Annotated in this window: 17 protein-coding genes; 7 read left to right on the top strand and 10 right to left on the bottom strand. The window is 67.0% G+C overall.

Annotated features, from left to right (window positions below; genetic code table 11):
- Positions 1-23: 23 nt before the first annotated feature.
- Positions 24-866, bottom strand: coding sequence for a MaoC/PaaZ C-terminal domain-containing protein (locus QRN63_RS06690; protein WP_267316112.1), 843 nt, complete (start codon positions 864-866; stop codon positions 24-26).
- Between the two features lies 1 nt (position 867).
- Entirely contained in the window at positions 868-2,229 is a 1,362-nt protein-coding gene (locus QRN63_RS06685; protein WP_285030086.1) for a 3-oxoacyl-ACP reductase, read from the bottom strand.
- A 145-nt stretch (positions 2,230-2,374) separates the two neighbouring features.
- Between QRN63_RS06685 and QRN63_RS06680 the strand changes: the two genes are divergently transcribed.
- The 3 genes from QRN63_RS06680 (at position 2,375) to QRN63_RS06670 (ending at position 5,445) form a co-directional block, all read left to right on the top strand.
- The gene (locus tag QRN63_RS06680; protein ID WP_285030085.1) at positions 2,375-3,676 is read left to right on the top strand and encodes an acetyl-CoA C-acetyltransferase; all 1,302 of its coding nucleotides are present in this window, start codon (positions 2,375-2,377) and stop codon (positions 3,674-3,676) included.
- Positions 3,677-4,087: 411 nt separating this feature from the next.
- Positions 4,088-4,960, top strand: coding sequence for an SDR family oxidoreductase (locus QRN63_RS06675; protein WP_285030084.1), 873 nt, complete (start codon positions 4,088-4,090; stop codon positions 4,958-4,960).
- Between the two features lie 8 nt (positions 4,961-4,968).
- On the top strand, positions 4,969-5,445 hold the full coding sequence (locus QRN63_RS06670; protein ID WP_285030082.1) for a MerR family transcriptional regulator: 477 nt from the start codon (positions 4,969-4,971) through the stop codon (positions 5,443-5,445).
- Between the two features lie 37 nt (positions 5,446-5,482).
- On the opposite strand, the gene QRN63_RS06665 is transcribed toward QRN63_RS06670, so the two are convergent.
- On the bottom strand, positions 5,483-6,598 hold the full coding sequence (locus QRN63_RS06665) for a TDT family transporter (RefSeq protein WP_285030080.1): 1,116 nt from the start codon (positions 6,596-6,598) through the stop codon (positions 5,483-5,485).
- Positions 6,599-6,631: 33 nt separating this feature from the next.
- Between QRN63_RS06665 and QRN63_RS06660 the strand changes: the two genes are divergently transcribed.
- Together QRN63_RS06660 and QRN63_RS06655 are read left to right on the top strand one after the other, a co-directional pair.
- The gene (locus QRN63_RS06660; protein WP_285030079.1) at positions 6,632-7,597 is read left to right on the top strand and encodes a TIGR03564 family F420-dependent LLM class oxidoreductase; all 966 of its coding nucleotides are present in this window, start codon (positions 6,632-6,634) and stop codon (positions 7,595-7,597) included.
- Between the two features lie 61 nt (positions 7,598-7,658).
- Positions 7,659-8,372, top strand: a complete 714-nt coding sequence (locus QRN63_RS06655) for a VIT1/CCC1 transporter family protein (RefSeq protein WP_267316105.1) — start codon at positions 7,659-7,661, stop codon at positions 8,370-8,372.
- Positions 8,373-8,420: 48 nt separating this feature from the next.
- Here QRN63_RS06655 and phaZ read toward each other — a convergent pair whose 3' ends face one another.
- From phaZ to QRN63_RS06640, 3 genes are read right to left on the bottom strand one after another with little or no spacing between them, the layout of a single operon-like run.
- The gene (gene phaZ, locus QRN63_RS06650; RefSeq protein ID WP_285030077.1) at positions 8,421-9,236 is read right to left on the bottom strand and encodes a poly(3-hydroxyalkanoate) depolymerase; all 816 of its coding nucleotides are present in this window, start codon (positions 9,234-9,236) and stop codon (positions 8,421-8,423) included.
- On the bottom strand, positions 9,233-10,912 hold the full coding sequence (locus QRN63_RS06645) for a PHA/PHB synthase family protein (protein WP_502888093.1): 1,680 nt from the start codon (positions 10,910-10,912) through the stop codon (positions 9,233-9,235). The genes phaZ and QRN63_RS06645 overlap by 4 nt, the downstream gene beginning before the upstream one ends.
- 7 nt (positions 10,913-10,919) lie before the next feature.
- A complete protein-coding gene (locus QRN63_RS06640; protein WP_285030075.1) occupies positions 10,920-12,422 on the bottom strand; it encodes a long-chain-fatty-acid--CoA ligase in 1,503 nt (500 codons plus the stop codon).
- Positions 12,423-12,529: 107 nt separating this feature from the next.
- On the opposite strand from QRN63_RS06640, the gene QRN63_RS06635 reads away from it, so the two are divergent.
- Positions 12,530-13,708: a PucR family transcriptional regulator gene (locus tag QRN63_RS06635; RefSeq protein ID WP_285030073.1), complete on the top strand. Its 1,179-nt coding sequence runs from the start codon at positions 12,530-12,532 to the stop codon at positions 13,706-13,708.
- Positions 13,709-13,728: 20 nt separating this feature from the next.
- Here the strand turns inward: QRN63_RS06635 and QRN63_RS06630 are convergent, their stop codons facing one another.
- From QRN63_RS06630 to QRN63_RS06620, 3 genes are all read right to left on the bottom strand, one after another.
- Positions 13,729-14,865 (bottom strand): HTTM domain-containing protein, encoded by a 1,137-nt coding sequence (locus QRN63_RS06630; protein WP_285030072.1) that lies wholly within the window; start codon positions 14,863-14,865, stop codon positions 13,729-13,731.
- On the bottom strand, positions 14,862-15,482 hold the full coding sequence (locus QRN63_RS06625) for a hypothetical protein (protein ID WP_285030071.1): 621 nt from the start codon (positions 15,480-15,482) through the stop codon (positions 14,862-14,864). Before QRN63_RS06625 ends, QRN63_RS06630 begins: the two co-directional genes overlap by 4 nt.
- 105 nt (positions 15,483-15,587) lie before the next feature.
- Complete coding sequence (locus QRN63_RS06620) at positions 15,588-17,423, bottom strand: acyl-CoA dehydrogenase (RefSeq protein WP_267316098.1); 1,836 nt, start codon at positions 17,421-17,423, stop codon at positions 15,588-15,590.
- 398 nt (positions 17,424-17,821) lie between these two features.
- Here QRN63_RS06620 and QRN63_RS06615 point away from each other — a divergent pair, with 398 nt between their 5' ends.
- Entirely contained in the window at positions 17,822-18,901 is a 1,080-nt protein-coding gene (locus tag QRN63_RS06615) for an NAD(P)H-dependent amine dehydrogenase family protein (RefSeq protein ID WP_285030540.1), read from the top strand.
- Between the two features lie 9 nt (positions 18,902-18,910).
- On the opposite strand, the gene QRN63_RS06610 is transcribed toward QRN63_RS06615, so the two are convergent.
- A complete protein-coding gene (locus QRN63_RS06610) occupies positions 18,911-19,423 on the bottom strand; it encodes an arsenate reductase/protein-tyrosine-phosphatase family protein (protein WP_267316653.1) in 513 nt (170 codons plus the stop codon).
- Positions 19,424-19,459: the final 36 nt, after the last annotated feature.

The raw sequence follows: 19,459 nt of genomic DNA, 5'->3' as shown, positions 1-19,459 counted from the left end.
GGGGGTTTTGCGTCTGCTCGTGACTACAAACTGGTGACCGTCGCCGTCAGGTGCGGGTAACCCTTGGACAGGTTGCGCAGCGCCAGTTCCCAGCCGCCGTCGATGGGTTCGACGTACAGGCCCACCTTGGCCGGCAGCAGCACGGGCTTGCCGAACTTCACGGAGTACTTCACCGCGTCCGGCAGCTGGCCCTCGATGTTGGCCAGAACCGCTGCGGCGCTGAACATTCCGTGCGCAATGGCGGTCGGGAAGCCGAACAGCTTGGCGCCGATCGAGCTGGTGTGGATCGGGTTGTGGTCGCCGCCGACGTCGGCGTAGTGCCGAATCTGGCCCGGCGTGATGCTGATGACCGCGTTGGGCGGCGGCAGCTTCGGCTGCTTCACCGGCTCCGGCTTCGGCTCGCCCGAAAGACTGGTCCGCTGCTGGTGCAGGAACGTGGTGACCTGGCTCCACACCAGGTCATTGCCGACCTTGATGTCGGTGATGATGTCGACCAGCAGGCCCTTGCGGTGCTCGCGCAGGTTCTCCGCGCGCACGGCCACGTCCAGCTTGTCGGTCACCTTGATGGGCCGGTGCTGGGTGATGTGGTTCTCGATGTGCACCGAACCCATTGCGGCGAACGGGAAATCGAATCCGGTGACCAACGACATCATGGTCGGGAACGTCAGCGCGAACGGGTAGGTCAGCGGCACGGTGTCGCCGAACCGCAGCCCGGTCACCGCGGCGTACTCGGCGACGTTCTTCGGGTCGATGGTCAGGCCCGACACCGTCACGGTGCGCGCCGGCAGGGTGGAACCCCGCGACACGAACGGCAGCGCACCCGCCACCGCCCGTGCCATGTTGAGAAGACCGTTGGGCTGGCTCATCTCAGGCTCCCAACAGGGCCTGGCCGCAGACCCGAATCGTGTTGCCGGTGACGGCATTCGAGGCGGGGCTGGCGAAGTAGGCGATCAGCTCGGCGACGTCGACCGGCAGGCCGCCCTGGAACAGCGAGTTGAGCCGGCGGCCGACCTCGCGCGTGGCCAGCGGGATGGCGTCGGTCATCTTGGTCTCGATGAAGCCCGGCGCGACGGCGTTGATGGTGACGCCCTTCTCGCCGAAAACTTCGGCGTACGCGTCGGTCATGCCGATCATGCCGGCTTTGGTGGCGGCGTAGTTGGTCTGGCCGCGGTTGCCGGCGATACCCGCCATCGACGACAGGCCGACGATCCGGCCGCCCTCACCGATGGTGCCGTTCTCCACCAGACCCTGCGCAAGACGTTGCGGCGCAAGCAGGTTCACGGCGATGACGGAGTCCCAGCGGGCGTCGTCCATGTTGGCGAGCAGCTTGTCGCGGGTGATGCCGGCGTTGTTGACGAGTATGTGAGCCTTGCCACCCGAAGTTTCCGAGTGATGTTCGGTCAGGTGCGCGACGATCTGGTCCACCGCGTCGTCGGCCGTCACGTCCAGGGCCAGCGCGGTGCCACCGACCGCGGCGGCGGTCTCAGCCAGCGCGTCCGCGGCCTGCGGGACGTCAATGGCGACGACGGCAGCACCGTCGCGCGCGAAGACGCGGGCGATCTCGGCGCCGATGCCGCGGGCGGCACCGGTCACCAGCGCGACCTTGCCGGCGAGCGGCTTGTCCCAGTCTGCCGGGGCGACGGAGTCGGCGGCGCCGACGTAGAACACCTGGCCGTCGACGTACGCTGACTTGCCCGACAGCAGGAAGCGGACGGTCGACTCGATGCCCGACGCGGCCGGCGCGGCCTTGGCGGACAGGTAGACCAGGCCGATGGTGGCGCCGCGCTGCAGCTCCTTGCCGAGCGACCGAGTGAAGCCTTCCAGGGCGCGCTGGGCGATGCGCTCGTCGATGCTGTCGGTCTCGTCGGGCGTGGTGCCGACGACGACGACGCGGCTGTTGGCGGCCAGGTTGCGCAGGACGGGCGTGAAGAACTGGTGGAGCTGCTTGAGCTGCTCGGGCTTGGTGATGCCGGTGGCGTCGAACAGCAGACCGCCGAACGAGTCGGCCCAGCGGCCGCCCACGTTGTTGCCGACCAGGTCGTAGTCGTCAGCTAGGGCAGCGCGCAGCGGCTCGGCGACGCGGCCTTCGCCGCCGATCAGCAGTGGGCCGGCCAGCGGGGGTTCGCCGGCCTTGTAGCGGCGCAGCGGCTGGGGCTGCGGCACGCCGAGCTGCTTGGCCAGGAACGAACCGGGGCCAGAGGTGAGGACTTGGGAGAGGACGTCAGCCATTGCGGACCTTTCTGCGGACGTGTGTCGTATAGACGGAACCGTCTTGTCAGAGACGAACTTACTCCAGAGTAAGAACGGTGGGTAATATAGGCGTCAAGCAACATCTTGCCTCAGTCATCAAACGTCAAGGAACTGGAGAAAAACCGTGGCCGAGACCAACAGCCGCCGCCGCGTGGCCGTCCTGGGTGGTAACCGCATTCCCTTCGCGCGCTCCGACGGCGCGTACGCAAACGCCTCCAACCAGGACATGTTCACCGCGGCCCTGGACGGCCTGATCGACCGCTTCAACCTCAAGGGCGAGAAGCTCGATATGGTCATCGGTGGCGCAGTCCTCAAGCACAGCCGTGATTTCAATCTCATGCGCGAATGTGTGCTCGGCACCTCGCTGTCGCCCTACACGCCGGCCTTCGACCTGCAGCAGGCCTGTGGTACCGGTCTGCAGTCGGCCATCGCGGCCGCTGACGGCATCGCTGCCGGTCGCTATCAGGTGGCCGCGGCCGGTGGTGTGGACACCGCCTCGGACGCGCCCATCGCCCTTGGCAATGACCTGCGCCGCGTGTTGCTGAGCCTGCGCCGTGCCAAGTCGAACGTCGACCGCCTCAAGCTCGTCGGCAAGCTGCCGGCCGCCGTCGGCGTCGAGATCCCGGTCAACAGCGAGGCCCGCACCGGCCTGTCGATGGGCGAGCACGCGGCCCAGACCGCCAAGGAGATGGGCGTCAAGCGCACCGACCAGGACGCCCTGGCCGCCGCCAGCCACCAGAACATGGCCGCCGCCTACGACCGCGGCTTCTTCGACGACCTGGTCAGCCCCTTCCTGGGCCTGTACCGCGACAACAACCTGCGTGGCGACTCGTCGACCGAGAAGCTGGCCAAGCTCAAGCCGGTCTTCGGCGTGAAGCTGGGCGACGCCACCATGACCGCAGGCAACTCGACCCCGCTGACCGACGGCGCGTCGGTGGCGCTGCTGTCGACCGATGAGTGGGCCGCCGAACACGACATCCCGGTGCTGGCCTACTTCGTCGACTCCGAAACCGCCGCCGTCGACTACGTCAACGGCACGGACGGCCTGCTCATGGCCCCGACCTACGCCGTGCCGCGCCTGCTGGCCCGTAACGGCCTGACGCTGCAGGACTTCGACTTCTACGAGATCCACGAGGCCTTCGCCTCCGTCGTGCTGGCCACACTCGCGGCCTGGGAGTCGCCCGAGTACTGCAAGGGCCGCCTCGGCCTCGACGCGCCGCTCGGCTCGATCGACCGGTCGAAGCTCAACGTCAACGGCTCGTCGCTGGCCGCGGGTCACCCGTTCGCCGCGACCGGCGGCCGCATCGTGGCCCAGCTGGCCAAGCAGCTCGCCGAGAAGAAGAAGGAGACCGGCAAGCCGGTGCGTGGCCTGATCTCCATCTGCGCTGCAGGTGGGCAGGGCGTCACGGCCATCCTGGAGGCCTAACTTCCGAACGCGCCGGAGATGGCCGCACGACCTGCGGTTTTGCGGCCATTTCCACTAATTTCGCCGAGTGTGTAACGCCCCGCGAAGCCGCTGCGATACCCATAGTGCCTCGTGTTTCCGTCTGACCCCCGACCTGACGGAGGCACGGGGCACTCTCGTGTCCGGGGCCAGGAGGCCTGTCCAGGTCGGTATGGGCCCAGCGCTGCTACGACGAACGTGCAGCTTTCGGCCGTCAGATTCGAGAACTGGCGCCAAAAGCTGCACGTTCGGCGTAGCACCCCGGAGCAGACGTGCAACCTGCCCTGCCGACCGCAACATCCGCGCGTCCTCGTATCGACCGAATTCCCACGGCCGTCGCGGCGGAGGTTCGGGCTTGCGTTCGAGCGCGCTCAAACTCTTAGCGTCGCAGCCATGACAACCTCGACGTCACCACAGACCTGGATCATCACCGGCGCCTCGAAAGGACTTGGGCGGGCACTGGCCGAGGCCGCCCTTGCCGCAGGCGATCAGGTTGTCGCCGCGGTCCGTAATCCGGACAGTGTGGCCGACCTGAGCGCCACCTACGGTGACCACTTCGCGGGCGTTGCGTTCGATGCCCGAGGCGTGAGCGGCGCCACCAAGCTCATCGAGGCGGCCGTCGATCGCTACGGTCGCCTCGATGTGCTGGTGAACAACGCGGGGCGGGCCATCGTCGGCGCCGCCGAGGAAGTCACCGATGCGCAATTGCGCGACCTGATGGACCTGCATCTCTTCGGTCCTGCCGCCCTGGTGCGCGCGGCGTTGCCGGTCATGCGGGCACAGGGACGCGGGACGATCGTCCAGATGAGCAGCCAAGGCGGCCGCATGTCGTTCCCCGGCGTCTCGACGTACTCGGCGTCGAAGTTCGCGTTGGAGGGGTGGTCGGAAGCCCTGGCCGGGGAGGTCGCGCCGTTCGGCATTCGGGTGATGCTGGTCGAGCCGAGCCGGTTCCGCACCGCCTTCAACGCCGCCGAGGTGCTCGACTTCACCACCGCGTCGTCGACCTATCGGGAAGTCCTGGCCGACGTGCGAGCCGACATGGCCGGCGCGGACGGGAAGCAGGAAGGTGACCCCGTCGCGGCCGCAGAGATCATCGTCTCCCTGGTCCGCTCCGAGGATGTGCCGCTGCGGCTGCCGCTGGGTGCCGAGGCCGTCGAGCGGCTCACGGCCACTTATCACCGCGGTCTCGACGAGGTCGGCCGGTGGGCAACGCTGGCCCGCAGCGCCGACTTTGCGGACGCCGCCGCCTCATCGCGGCCGATCTAGGATCGAGTATGTCCTCCACCGACGACCTGATGAACAGGGCGCTCGCGGCGCTCGGCGAGATGGACGGCCCGATGTCGATCGAGGTGATCCACCGGCTCGCGGACACCGACGGCCTCAGCGATCCGATGACGATCACCGACGTTGCCGACCTGCTCGACGTCTCCGCGCACACCTTGCGCTACTACGAACGGGCCGGCCTGGTCGAGGTCGACCGCGACAGCAGCGGCCACCGCAGCTACGGACCCGAGGCGGTCCGCCGACTGGTCTTCCTCACTCGGATGCGCTTGTCCGGCATGGCTATTCGCGATCTGCAGCACTACATCGCACTCGTGGACAGCGGCGAGCAGACCGTGCCAGAACGACTGGACATGCTGCTGGAACATCGCGACACGATCCGCCGCCAGATCCGTGAACTGACCCTCTCGCTGGCCGCCACCGAGTACAAGATCGCCACCTACGGGGGCACCACCGGCGACACCTGCTGACTGTCGGGGTCTAGGTCGTACACCCGCGCAGTGTCGATCATTTCGGGTCCTTGTGGATGACGGCCGGAGCAGGCGGTGGGGTGAACAGACTGCCTCCGACACAGCCACGCAACGTCCGCACCGCGACCAGTGCCCAGGTGCACAGCAGGAAGACATATGCCGCGACGGCGGCGACGCGGAAGGCCGGCAGCCCGGTGTGCAAGGCGAGCTGCGACGTGCCGGTGACGAATGTGCCGACGGGGAAGGTCAGGCTCCACCATGTCAGGGCGAAGGGCATGCCGCGCCGCATGGTGCGCACCGTCAGTGCGCTGGCGAGGCTGATCCACAGCACCGCGAAGCCCCACACCGGGACACCGAACAGCACCGCGAAGATGTTCATGCCCGACGCCAGCTCCGGGCTGATCGCCGAGGCCGCGGCCGTCCCCAGCAGCCCCGCGGCGGTGATGCCCTGCCCCAGCGGTCCCAGCACGATCCACAGCGTCGGCACGCGCGCGGACCCCGAGGTGCCGTAGTGCGCCAGCCGGCTCCAGATCATCGTGATGATGATGAGCGCCGCGATCAGCGACAGCCCGAACATCGCGAAGCAGCCGTAGAACATCGTGGTGCGGGCCGTGCCCGGCGGCAGGTGCGGCAGCAGCAGTGCGCCCGACGCCGCCGACACCATCGGCGGCACGACGGGCATCAGCCAGCCGCCGAACGCGGCGTCCGGCCCGACTTCCAGCTGCGTGAACATCAGGAACGGGATGGTCATCGCGGTGAACAGGCCGCCGATGGTGCCCGCGGTCCACAGGATCCAGTCGAGGTCGACGGCGAAGCGCGTGCCGATCAGGTCCTTGCCGATCAGCAGCGCGCCGACGCCGACGGTCATCAGCGCCATCGGCGCCGCGCCGTAGAAGTGCGTCATCTGCGGATTGCGGACCTGGCTGCGCGCCACGGTGGGGTGGCGTACCCACTGCACCGACACCGCGACGATCAGCAGCACCAGCAGGGCGGTGGCGATCACCCAGACGCCTTCGGCGAAGCCCCGCAGTCCCGGCAGGTGCACGGGCAGCGACGCAGCGGCGGTGGCGACAATGCCGGTGCCCATGACCGATGCGAACCAGTTGGGCCCGAAATATTGCAGCCGGGCAGTCTCGGGCGCATCCGTACTCATGCGCGATCCGCCTGCACTACTCGCTGGGAAGTCATGGTTCGATACAAACAGGTGACCCAAACCGGCTTCAAGGAGCATCCCGTGCAGATCAGCATTTTCGGTTCGTTGAGTGGTCTCAAATCGCCAGTCGACGACACCGTGGCATACCTCGCCCAGCTGCGTGACGAGGGCTTCCGCAGGGTCTGGTTCGCCCAGATGCCTTACGAGCCAGACCTTCTCACCGTGCTGGCGGTCGGGCTGCGTGAGGTCGACGGCATCGAGGTCGGCACCGGCGTGCTGCCCATCCAGAATCAGCTTCCGATGCTGCTGGCGCAGCGGGCGCTGACCATCAGCCAGATGGCGGGCGGCCGTCTGCTGCTCGGGCTCGGGATGACGCATCAGGCCGTCACCGAGGGCATGTGGGGCATTCCGTGGGACAAGCCAGTGCGCCGGCTCAACGAGTACCTGGACGGATTGTTGCCGTTGCTGAACGGCGAGAAGGCCGACGCCACCGGGGAGACGGTGACCACCCGCGGCGCGCTGATCATCCCCGGCGCGCCGACCCCGCCCGTGTACATCGCCGCACTCGGACCGAAGCTGCTGCAGATCGCCGGACGGCGCTCGTCGGGCACCGTCACCTGGATGACCGGACCGAAAACACTTGCGGGCCATGTCGGTCCGATGTTGCGCCAGGCCGCTGCCGACGCCGGCCGTGCCGACGCGGTTCGGGTGGTCGCGGCCATCCCGGTTGCCGTGACCGACGACGTCGACGGCGCCCGGAAGCAGGCTGCCGAGCAGTTCGCGATCTACGGTCACCTGCCGTCGTACCGGGCGATGCTCGATCGCGAGGGCTACGCCGGTCCGGAGGACATCGCGATCATCGGCGATGAGCAGACGGTGCGCCATCGGCTGGCCGAACTCGAAGCCGCCGGGGTCGACGAATACGTCGGCGTGACGTTCGATCCGTCGGCCGAAGGCCGGGCCCGCACCCGCGCGGCGCTCAAAAAGCTGGAATCCTGACCAGGTTTGGCAAGGCTTCATTGGCTGGCGGATCGCCGCGCGCCCGCATAGCGTTGCAGGAATGGCGATCTCGTCCCATGAAGCCGAGCCCCACGCGGGTTCGGTTGCGTCGAAGCTGAACTGGTTGCGCGCTGGCGTGCTCGGTGCCAACGATGGCATCGTGTCGACCGCCGGCATCGTCGTCGGTGTCGCGGCCGCGACGGCCGACCGCGGGCCGATCTTCACCGCCGGTATGGCCGGACTGGTGGCGGGCGCGGTGTCGATGGCGTTGGGCGAGTACGTGTCGGTCAGCTCGCAGCGCGACACCGAACGGGCCCTGCTGGCCAAAGAACGTCGCGAGCTCAAAGAGGATCCCGCAGCGGAACTCGATGAGCTGGCAAGCCTGCTGGAAGGCAGAGGCCTGTCGACGTCGACGGCCCGGACCGCGGCCGAGGAGCTGACCGACCACAACGCGTTCGCCGCGCACGCGGTCGTCGAATTGGGCATCACGCCAGGCGATCTGGCCAACCCGTGGGCGGCGGCCTTCTCGTCGGCGGTGTCGTTCACCATCGGCGCGTTGTTGCCTCTGGTGGCGATCCTGTTGCCCCCGACGGCACTGCGTGTTCCGGTCACGATGTTCGCAGTGCTGCTGGCACTGGCGATCACCGGCGTGGTGTCGGCCCGGCTCGGCGGTGCACCGGTTGGAAAGGCCGTGGCACGCAACGTAATCGGCGGCGCGCTCGCACTGAGTGCCACCTACCTCGTCGGCCATCTGGTCGGCGGCGTCGTCGCCTGAGCCCGAGCGCGGTGGACGTCATCCTCGGCTCCTGGCGCCGGCTCGCGCTCAAGCGCGTTCGCCGGGTTCGGTCAGGAACGTGGCGATCACCGGCGCCAACTCCCCGGCGTTGGTGATGAGGTCGACGTGCCCGCCGGAATGCAGATGCAGATGCGAGTGCGGCAGTAGGAAATTCATGATGCGGGCGTTGGCTACGGGGATGATCGGGTCGTCGGTGCCCGCCACGATCAGGGTCTCCTGACGCACCGCCGGCAGCGCGTGGATGCTCGTCCACACCGCGCCGGCCAGCAGTTGGTGCACGTAGCCGATCTTCGAACCCGCATGCAGCTGCTGGAGGAACAGCTTGGCGATGTCGTCGCCGTGTTGGCGGACGGTGCCACCGTAGAGTTCCCCGGCGATCGATGCCGCGTACCCGGCGTTCGAGAATCGTTTCGGTGTCACCATTTTCGCGAGAACCTGCGGGTGGCCCGGAATCATCACCGCGCCGGTCCCGGTGGCCACCAGCACCAGCCGCCGGCAGCGCCGTGGATTCTGGAAGGCGAACTGCTGCGCCAGCGCCCCACCCCAGGACAGGCCGAGGATGTCGACGACCGTGAACCCCAGTTTGTTCAGCAGCCGGCCCAGGACCCATGCCAGATAGGGAAAGCCGTAGGGCGCGAAGGAGGTCGGCGAGCCGCCGGTGCCTGGCACGTCGAACCGGATCACAGTGCCGGGCAGGTGCTCGACGAAGGGGTCGAGCACCTCCAGGCTGGCGCCGATGCCGTTGCACAGCACCAGGGGAACCGCGCTCGGGTCGCTGCCATGGTCAATGCGGACCCGTAGCCGCTGGCCACCGACCGACACGTACTGCTCGGTGACCGTCATTTCTGCAGCACGTACGTGCCGGGTGCCGGGCCGGTGGCGATGAAGCCCTCGGCGCCCAGCGTCGTCGGGGCGTCGACGTCGTCGCCGCTGCGCTCGGCGAGCCACGCGACATAGTCGGGCCACCAGGAATCACTGGACTTTTCGGCGTCGGCCAGCCATTCCTCCGGTGTCCCGTCCTGCACCTGGGCGATCCGGTACGACGCCTTCGGGTTGCCCGGCGGGTTGACGAGCGCCGCGATGTGGCCACTGGTGGACAGCACGTAGCGGTTGTCCTTGCTGCCCAACAGCTTTGCGCTGCGGTAGGTGGCCTGCCACGGTGAGATGTGGTCGGCGATGCCGCCGATGACGTAGGCGTCGCACGTGATCTTCGACAGGTCCACGGGCGTGCCCAGCATGCTCACCGCGCCCGGAGTGACCAACGAATTGTTCAGGCCCATCAGCACCATGTCGCGGTGCAGCGCGGCCGCCATGCGGGTGGTATCGGCGTTCCAGAACAAGACGTCGAACGCGGCCGGGCTGCGGCCCTGCACGTAGTTGTTCACCCAGTAGCGCCACACCAGATCGGTCGGGCGCAGCCAGGCGAACATCTCGGCCATGGCCTTGCCGTCCAGGTAGCCCTTGCGGGCCGACGTGGCGATGGCGGCCTGTGCGGCGCGGTCGCTCATTGCGGCAGAGGCGAATCCGGCCCGGTCCTGGTCCAGCACCGTCACCGCGAGGGTGAGACTCGCGACCTTGTCGCCGTCGCCGGTCTCGGCCAGGTGCGCCGCGGTCATGGCTGTGATGATGCCGCCCGAGCAGCTCGCCATCAGGTGGGTGCCGGCCGCGCCGGTGATGGCCCGCACCGCATCGATGGCCTCGATGATCGCCGCGCCGTAGGCGTTGACGTCCCAATCCTTGTGCCGGGCTTGGGGATTGCGCCACGAGATGGCGAACACCTGCTGGCCCTGCTGCACGAAGTACTCGATCATGCTGCGCCCGGGGGCGATGTCCATGATGTAGTACTTGTTGATCACCGGCGGCACCATCAGCAGCGGAACCGAGTGCACTGTCGGGGTCTGGGGTGCGTACTGGATGAGTTCGAACATCCGAGTCTGCAGCACCACCGCACCTTTGGTGACGGCGACCGTCTCGCCGACGGTGTAGGCATCCGGCTCGACCATGGCCGGCACCCGCGGTGACGACATCATGTCGCGGGCAAAGGCTTTCAGGCCGCGGACGGCACTGAGCCCGCCGGTGTCGATCATGGCCTTCCAGCCCAGCGGGCTGATCAACGGGTTGTTGGTGGGGGCCAGGCCCTCGATGGCGTTGTCGAAGACGAACCGCATCCGGGCTTCGTCGCGCCAGTCCAGGTCGGCGTCGGAGAACAGTTTCTCGGCGGTGTCCGACGCGGCGAGGTAGGCCTGCATGATGCGGTGCAGCACCGGATTCTGTTGCCATGCAGGGTCGCTGAACCGCTTGTCGGCGCGTAGCGGGGCGCGGTCGCAGTCTCCGGTGGCGATGCTGCCGAGCTCGCGGGCCAGCTCCTTGCCGCGCTCGAGCACAGTGCCGGGCTGCTTGGCCAGGCTGACACCCATGCGGGCCCAGGTCTGGTCGGGCATCATCCGGCGCGCGAACGGTTTGGTGGCGCTGGTCAGCAGCAGGTCGAGTGGGGCGGCCAGTTCATCAGGTGGTGTCATAGCCATGTCAGTTGTCGCTTTCGGTTGTGGGAATGGTGATTTCGCGACGGAGGAGCTTCCCGGTCGGGCCCTTGGGCAGGTCGTTGAGGAACCAGATGCGTCGCGGGTACTTGTAGGCGGCCACCTGGCTCTTGACGAACTCGCGGAGTTCATCGGCGGCGACCTCGATGCCCGGCTTGAGGCTGACGGCGGCGCCGACCTCTTCGCCGAGCGAGTCATGCGGGATGCCCACGACAGCCGCTTCGGCGACGGCGGGGTGGGTGTAGAGCACCTCTTCGATCTCGCGGGGGTAGACGTTGAATCCGCCGCGGATGATGAGTGCCTTCTTGCGGTCGACGATGTAGTAGTAGCCGTCTTCGTCGGTGCGGGCGATGTCGCCGGTGGCGAACCAGCCGTCGGCGTTGATGGCCTCGGCGGTGGCTTCGGGCAGGTTCCAGTAGCCCTTCATGACATTGTGTCCGCGGATCTGGATTTCGCCTGGCTCGCCCTGTGTCACCTCGACGCCGTCGTTGTCGACTATCCGCATCTCCACGCCCTCGACCGGCGTACCGATCGAGCCGGGCTTGCGTGTGCGGTTCGGGTGGTTGAACGCCGCCACCGGCGAGGTCTCGGACAGGCCGTAGCCCTCCAGGATGGGGCAGTCGAAGGTCTTCTCGAAGTCCTGCAGCACCTGAACTGGAATGGCCGCACCGCCGGAGACCGCCACCCGCAGCGTGGTCGTCGACGCCGCACCGGGCGTCGCCAGCAGCGCCGAGTACATCGTCGGCACGCCCTCGAAGATGGTGACGCCGTCGCGCTCGACCAGTTCCAGCGCCTTCGCCGGATCGAAGCGCGGCAGCAGGCTCAGGGTCGCCCCGGCCAGCACCGCCGAGTTCAGCCCGCACGTCAGGCCGAACACGTGGAACAGCGGCAGGCAGCCCATCACCACGTCGTCAGGCCCGATGTTCAGCAGCGTCCGCACACACACGTCGGCATTGCGGCGCAGACCGCCGTGGGTCAGCTCGGCGCCCTTGGGCTTGCCCGTCGTACCCGACGTGTGGAGGACGACGGCGGTGTCGTCGTCCGCGCGCTCGACCGGGGCCGGTTGTGCGGGCAGGCCGTCGATCAGCGCCGCCAACCCGGCATCGTCGACCACCCAGCAGTCGGCGCCTGCAGCCTCGGCACCGGCCTGCGCCTCGCCGGCGAAGGCCGGTGGGGCGAACAGCGCCCTGGCCGTGGTGTTGGAGAGGTAGAACTCGATCTCGGGGGCCTTGAGCAGCGGGTTCATCGGCACTGCGACGGCACCGGCGTACAGAATCCCGTAGAACGCGGCGGCGAAGGCCGGACCGTTCGGCAGCATGACGCCCACCCGGTCGCCCGGTTCGATACCGGCCTGCTGCAACAGCGTGGCGACGCGAGCGGCGGCGTTGTCGAACTGGGCGTACGTGTAGGTCTGGTCGTCGCAGCGTAGGGCGACACCGTCCGGGCGACGGGTGGCGCTGGCGACGAGGTTCTGGCTCAGGTTGGTCATGCATCAAGCGTGATTCCGCGCGGCTTCAGAGGCGATGGTGGCGGGAACAACAGTGCCCACCGCCAAATGTGACCGGCCACAATCGGCACCTCGCCTAAGGTTGGCTGATGGCCGGGGTCGACGAGCACATGCGGGAACTCAGCCGGATCATGCTGACCCGCGTGGAGACTCTCGGTGAGCAATTGGCCGACCGCATCTACAGCCGGATCGACGGCTACCGCGCCACGCCCTCGGCGCGTGACAACGTGCGCGAAAGTTGCGTCGCCAATATGACTTTCGTGTTCCACACCCTCTGCAACGACGGCGAGGCGGACCTGTCGCCGGCGGAAGCGACCGGCCGGCAACGGGCCGTCGAGGGCATTCCGCTGGCATCGGTGATGACCGCCTATCGCATCGGTTTCCGCTCCATGTGGGAGAGCAGTGTCGCCGCCGCACGAGAGGCCGGCATCCCGACCGAGTCGATCCTGGAGGCCAGTGCGCGCATCTTCCTCAGCCAGGACGAGTTCACGCAGGCGATGACCGGCGCGTACCGCGAACAGCTCACCAGCCAGATCATGGACCGGGAAGAGGAACGGTCGGCGTTGGTCGAGGCGGTGCTGCTCGGCCGCATCACCGACAACCAAAGCCTGTGGGAGGCGGCTGATCTGCTGGGCCTGCCGACAACGGGCCCCTACGTGGTCGCGGCGGCGGAGATTCCGGCCATCGGCAAGCTCGGGCTGCCCGAGATCGCGAGCAAGCTCGCGGCCCGCGACATCCGCTCTGCCTGGCGCCTGCTGCCGGACCTGCAGGTCGGCGTCGTGCACTTGCGGCAGGACGCGACGTACGGCGTGCTGGTCGAGGTACTGCGCAAGATCGCGACGGCGCGGGTCGGCCTCAGTCCGGCGTTCGCCGGCCTGGCGGAGACGGGCGAGGGCCTGCGCCTGGCCCGGCTTGCGGTGGCCGGCAAGCCGAGCCGCGACGGTTTCGTCTGCGCCTTCGACGACGCGCCGCTGGCGTTCGCCGCCGTCAGCGCGCCTGAGGTGATGAACCGCATCGAGGAGTCGGTGCTCGGCGGCCTCCGTGCGCTGCCTCCCGAGGAGCGGGCCATGCTCTCCCAGACCTTTCAGGCCTGGCTCGACGCCGGTGGCTCCGCCAACGAAGCGGCATCAGCAATCTTCTGTCACCCCAACACCATTCGGCACCGCCTGCACCGCATCGAGGAGCGGACGGGACGGTCCCTGTCGCGTCCCCGCGACGTCGCCGAGCTGTGCCTGGCCTTCGAGATCAGCCAGCGCCTGCCGGATTAGGCGGGCAGTAGTCCGGACCGTCAGGGGACCGGCTGTTCAGCACTGCCGGCGCGTTGCCGCCGGATCTCGGTGACGGCAGCCCGCGCTTCGAACGTGAGATACGTCAGCCCAATCAGTGCGCCGATAACAATGATCAGGTTACTGCCGATCGGGCCGGTAGATATTGTGCCCGTGGGGCTCACCATCAGGAACCATGCCCCGGCGCCGACTGCAATCGCCAGCACCATCAAAAGAATGCGACCGCCGGCGCCCGTCAATAGTTGGCGCCGCGATTCCAGCACCCTCAAGCCGGATCTGCCGATCCGTGAACTGCTTATCCGTCGGGCAGTCGCACCCCACGAGACAAAAGCACCGTAAGCCACGACGGCATGACTGAAATCAATGTTCATGATCAGCAATACGACCAAATGAAATATGGTCGCTACCGCGAGCGTAATCCGGAAAGCCCGCCACCACGGTAGGGAAATCAGTACGGAGAGCTCGAAAGCGACAGTCATCCAGTCGACGACTTCCCACGCGGCGAGCACGTCATGTTCGGCTATCCACCGCGCCAGCCAGTGTGTCCGGTCTTGGGTCACGAACCCGAGTACGAAGTATCCGCGCGACGCCTGGCTCGAAAAAGACAACCAGCCTGTCAGCGCCTTGGTCAGCCCGGCGGCAAAAAAGCCCCACCCGATCAGCAGGGCCAACAGGCGCAAGGGCCACTGCGCCTGACCAGCAGATTCACTGCGGCGCCGCAGTGCGTCGACCGAAAAGCAGTTCCCCCAATTGGCGAACGCCAACACCAGAGGCGGCAACGTCAACAAGATCGTGTGGTCGACCTTTCCCAAACAGAACGTCACGCCATAGGTCGCGGACAGGATGAACCAGGCTGCGAGCGACACATACTTTGTCCATATACCCAGTCCGAGCATGATGAGAATGACCGAACGAAGTACTTCCAATCCGATGAGTGTTGCCGGGGACGGAAATCCCGAGAGGAGTTGAAGCGGGCCCGGAGGCGGGCGAAACATGAAATCCGGATAGTCGGAGAGCCATGCGATATCCGGCGCGACCAGCAGCGCGCCCAGCGCATAAATGATCCGGTAGATACCCAAATCCTCAGAGGTGAACGGTCCGTCTTCGACCCAGCGGTCGAATTTATCGGCGAGCCTCACTTCGCATTTCCGAAGTCGATGCGGACGGTGCGCAATGGCGCATACTCAGTCGCCGATGGCTCAGCGGCAGGGTATGTCGCGGTGCGCCATACGATTTCCAGGCCTACAACATCTTGGCCCGGGAACCGCTTCATGATTTTCGATCGGAGCCACGCGACTGCCGCAGGGTTTTCCTTGAAGGCGTCATTGTCGTATGCAGTCGAGAACGCGATGAAGGGCACCGACGGGCCCGGAGGCAGGATGGTGTCGATTGGCGCCGGCTCGACATGCCCATCCGCGAAACGAACGATGAGCCCCGGCTCGTTGGCCCTGGGCGTCCCGGTTTCCAACAGGCAGCCGGGACAGTTCGCCGGGAATCCCGGGAGAATGAGTGCCGGATAGGGTTCCCCGCGCGCCATGCCGAGGAAGACATATTGCAGCAGGGCGATCCACAAGAACGTGACAGCAAAGACTGTCCGCACCCTGCGTTTCTCCGCAGCCCCCACTAGCGTCTCCCCAACACCGTCGCGATCATGCGCTGCACCGTGGTCGTCTTGCCCTCCCCCTTTCCCACTGTCGTACACCGCCTGTGACCCGGTGAGGGCTTTGGGAGCAAAGTTCATCCCTTCGGCCGACACGTGTTTCCGGGTTCGTAGACGGCTACCTGCAAAATTCTGCGCCGGCGCACCGACAAAAAACAGCAGCCCCCGGCGGATGCCGGGGGCTGCTGTTTTGCCTGAGGATCAGAAGGACGCTTCGTCCAGCTCCATGACCTCGTTGTCGACGGACTCGATGACGGCGCGGACGCTGGTGAGCAGCGGCAGCATGTTCTTGGCGAAGAACGAAGCCGACGCGATCTTGCCCTCGTAGAACGCCCGGTCGTCGCCGGTGGCGCCCTCGTCGAGTGCCTTGATGGCAACCGCGGCCTGCTTCAGCAGCAGCCAGCCGATGACCAGGTCACCGACGGCCACCAGGAAGCGGACCGAACCCAGACCCACCTTGTAGATGGACTTCGAGTCTTCCTGAGCGGCCATCAGGTAGCCGGTCAGCGTGGCGGCCATGCTCTGGACGTCGCCCAGGGCGGTGGCGAGCAGTTCGCGCTCGGCCTTCAGGCGGCCGTTGCCGTCCTGGTTCTTGATCAGCTGCTCGATCTCGCCGGCGACGAAGGCCAGGGCCTGGCCCTTGTCGCGGATGATCTTGCGGAAGAAGAAGTCCTGCGCCTGGATGGCGGTGGTGCCTTCGTACAGCGAGTCGATCTTGGCGTCACGGATGTACTGCTCGACCGGGTAGTCCTGCAGGAAGCCGGAACCACCGAAGGTCTGCAGCGACTCGGTCAGCTTCTCGTAGGCGCGCTCGGAGCCGACACCCTTGACGATCGGGAGCATGAGGTCGTTGACCTTGAAGGCCAGCTCGGCGTCCACACCGTGGACGGCCTTGGCGACCTCGGGGTCCTGGAACGTCGCGGTGTACAGGTACACGGCGCGCAGGCCCTCGGCGTAGGACTTCTGGGTCAGCAGCGCCCGGCGCACGTCGGGGTGGTGCATGATCGTGACGCGCGGAGCGGTCTTGTCCATCATCTGGGTCAGGTCAGCACCCTGGATGCGGCTCTTGGCGTACTCGAGAGCGTTCAGGTAGCCGGTCGACAGGGTCGCGATGGCCTTGGTGCCGACCATCATGCGGGCCTGCTCGATGACGTCGAACATCTGCGCAATGCCGTTGTGCACCTCGCCGACGAGCCAACCGACGGCGGGGACGCCGTGCTGGCCCAGGGTCAGCTCACAGGTGGCCGAAACCTTCAGGCCCATCTTGTGCTCGACGTTGGTGACGAAGGCGCCATTGCGCTCGCCGGGCTCACCGGTCTCGGGGTCGAAGTGGAACTTCGGCACGAAGAACAGCGACAGACCCTTGGTGCCCGGGCCGGCGCCCTCGGGGCGGGCCAGGACCAGGTGCATGATGTTTTCGAACAGGTCGTCCGAGTCGGCCGAGGTGATGAATCGCTTCACACCGTCGATGTGCCAGGTGCCGTCGGCCTGCTGGGTGGCCTTGGTGCGGCCGGCGCCCACGTCAGAGCCGGCGTCGGGCTCGGTCAGCACCATGGTGGCGCCCCAGCCGCGCTCGGCAGCGAGGACGGCCCACTTCTTCTGCTCGTCGGTGCCGTTGTTGTAGAAGATTTCGCACATACCCGAGCCCATGGCGTACATGTAGGCGGCGGGGTTGGCGCCGAGGACGTGCTCGATGAGCGCCCACTGCAGCGCGCGGGGCATCGGCATGCCGCCGAGCTCCTCTTTCAGGCCGACCTTGTCCCAGCCGCCGTCGAGCAGGGCGCGCATCGACTTCTTGAAGGGCGCGGGCAGGGTGACGGTGTGGGTCGCGGGGTCGAAGACCGGCGGGTTGCGGTCGCCGTCGGCGAACGAATCGGCGATCGGGCCCTCGGCGAGGCGCGCGATCTCGTTGAGCATATCGCCGGCGGTTTCGGCATCCAGGTCGGCGAACTTGCCTTCACCCATAGCCTTGTCCACGCCGAAGACCTCGAACAGGTTGAACACCTGGTCACGGACGTTGCTCTTGTAGTGGCCCACGATTTCTCCTCGATGAGATGGACTGTTGGGGTTGGGTACTCAGGGCTAAGTTACCCACCAGTAACTGGCCTTAACTATACCGCCGGGTAACTTCTTCGCAAAGCAGTCAAGAGCAAATTTTTCGTAGCTAACCAACCCAGTGGTTGAACGGGGCGGCACTCGGGGTGATTTATGCCCGCTGACCTGCAGCTTAGGCCGAATGTGATGTCCGCCACCGGAAACCTCCGGAACTGAGGAGGACGTGTCAGTTGGGGTCAGTGGGAGCCCTGTTGTGGGGGCCTGACGGTCGACGCGAAGGCTTGCGCCCGCCGCGATCGCAGACCCGGATCGGCGCGGTTTGAGGGCAATCCTGGGGGGTCGCTGTGAGGCGGGTCACCATGCCGTGGTTATGTGGCGAGATGCGTCGGGTAGCGGTGTGGGGAACAGGAAATATGGGGGCGACGGCGATCCGATCAGCGGTCGCGTTCCCGGGGCTCGAGCTGACCGCGGTCATCACCTCGAGTCCGGACAAGGCCGGCCGCGATGCGGCGACGTTCGGCAAGCTCGACACCGCGACGGGAAAGGCCGCCACCACCGACGTCGACGCGGCCCTCGCGGAGTGCGACGCCGTGGCCTATATGTCTTCCGGAGACATCCGCCCGGAGGAGGCCATCGCCGACATCGAGCGCTGCCTGCGGGCCGGCAAGCACGTGGTGACGCCGTCGCTGTACTCGCTGTATGACCCGGCTTCGGCGCCGGCCGAATGGGTCGAGCGGCTCGCTGACGCGGCGGCGACCGGCAACGCCTCGTTGCTGGTATCAGGTGTCGACCCCGGATGGGGCAATGACGCGCTCGCTGTGACGGCGGCCGGGCTGTGCACCCGGATCAAGACCATCCGGTGTCAGGAGATCTTCGACTACTCCACGTACAACCAGCCCGAAGCGGTGCGCGTGCGCTGTGGTTTCGGCGGTTCGATGGATGAGACGCCGCTGATGCTGATCCCGACCATCCCGACCATGGTCTGGGGTGGCAACGTCCGGCTGATTGGCCGCGGCTTGGGCATCGAGATCGACGACATCACCGAGACCTGCGAGCGCCTGCCACTGACCGAGACCGTCGAGAACGTCATGGGCCGGTTCGAGGCCGGGACCCAGGGCGCCTTCCGGCTGGAGGTCATCGGGTGGTCGCAGGGCGTGCAGCGCGTGATCATCGAGCACATCACCCGCATCGACCCGTCCTGCGCGCCGGATTGGCCGCAGCCGGACGAGGGTGTGGGCGATCACCGCGTCATCATCGACGGCGATCCGCAGCTGACCATCGTGGTCCGGGCCGACGTGCCCGGTGGCACGCGCGCCGATGGCGGCAACACCACCGCGGCCAACCGGCTCCTCGGCGCGATCGAATGGCTCGCGACCCAGAAGCCGGGTATCTATGACGGCCTCGACGTACCGCTGCACCCGCCGCTGCCTGCCGAGGTCGAGGCAACGCGCTGGGTTTGAGTGGTCCGGTTAGCGGGTCAGCGCGATCACCGGCGGTAGCAGCGCGGCGATCTGTTCACCCACTGCCTCAAAGGCGTCGAGGTCCCGCCCAATGGGGTCAGCGATCTCGACCGGCTGGTGTTCGTTGAGGCGGAGGCGTAGCGGAGCGAGGTCGGCAACTGTGCGTGCCCCGTAGGTGGAAGCCAGGAGCGAGGCCTCGCCGAGGGTGAATGTCCTCCGAAGCTGACGCGGCGCGAGTTCGAGGACGGCTGTGCGGTGGGCCGACGTCATGGTGAGGACGAGGTCGGCATCGGAGGCGATGCGCGGAGTCAGCTGTCGCGCGGCGAAGTTCGCGGGATCGCCGCCGAGTCCGATCAAGACCTCAGCCGCGAAGCGATGGATCGGATGGCCGATCACGGCGTGGATTCCCGCGCTCGACGCGGTGAAGTCGGGGATGCCCATCTGCGCGGCCAGTCCCGCTGAAAGTCGTTCTGCCGTAGGGGATCTGCAGATGTTTCCGGTGCAGACGAAGAGGATGCGCAGGTCGACCTCCCAAAAGAGCCTTAACGCAAACGTTAA

The sequence above is a fragment of the Mycolicibacterium sp. lyk4-40-TYG-92 genome, assembly GCF_030209435.1.
Taxonomy (GTDB): domain Bacteria; phylum Actinomycetota; class Actinomycetes; order Mycobacteriales; family Mycobacteriaceae; genus Mycobacterium.
The sequence above is the reverse complement of the archived record's forward strand: the minus strand, read 5'-3'. Positions and strand labels throughout refer to the sequence as shown.

Coding starts and splice junctions, on each gene's coding strand:
- QRN63_RS06690 (WP_267316112.1), bottom strand. CDS start 866: ATGAGCCAGCCCAACGGTCTTCTCAACATGGCACGGGCGGTGGCGGGT.
- QRN63_RS06685 (WP_285030086.1), bottom strand. CDS start 2,229: ATGGCTGACGTCCTCTCCCAAGTCCTCACCTCTGGCCCCGGTTCGTTC.
- QRN63_RS06675 (WP_285030084.1), top strand. CDS start 4,088: ATGACAACCTCGACGTCACCACAGACCTGGATCATCACCGGCGCCTCG.
- QRN63_RS06670 (WP_285030082.1), top strand. CDS start 4,969: ATGTCCTCCACCGACGACCTGATGAACAGGGCGCTCGCGGCGCTCGGC.
- QRN63_RS06665 (WP_285030080.1), bottom strand. CDS start 6,598: ATGAGTACGGATGCGCCCGAGACTGCCCGGCTGCAATATTTCGGGCCC.
- QRN63_RS06660 (WP_285030079.1), top strand. CDS start 6,632: ATGGTTCGATACAAACAGGTGACCCAAACCGGCTTCAAGGAGCATCCC.
- QRN63_RS06655 (WP_267316105.1), top strand. CDS start 7,659: ATGGCGATCTCGTCCCATGAAGCCGAGCCCCACGCGGGTTCGGTTGCG.
- phaZ (WP_285030077.1), bottom strand. CDS start 9,236: ATGACGGTCACCGAGCAGTACGTGTCGGTCGGTGGCCAGCGGCTACGG.
- QRN63_RS06645 (WP_502888093.1), bottom strand. CDS start 10,912: ATGACACCACCTGATGAACTGGCCGCCCCACTCGACCTGCTGCTGACC.
- QRN63_RS06640 (WP_285030075.1), bottom strand. CDS start 12,422: ATGACCAACCTGAGCCAGAACCTCGTCGCCAGCGCCACCCGTCGCCCG.
- QRN63_RS06635 (WP_285030073.1), top strand. CDS start 12,530: ATGGCCGGGGTCGACGAGCACATGCGGGAACTCAGCCGGATCATGCTG.
- QRN63_RS06615 (WP_285030540.1), top strand. CDS start 17,822: ATGCGTCGGGTAGCGGTGTGGGGAACAGGAAATATGGGGGCGACGGCG.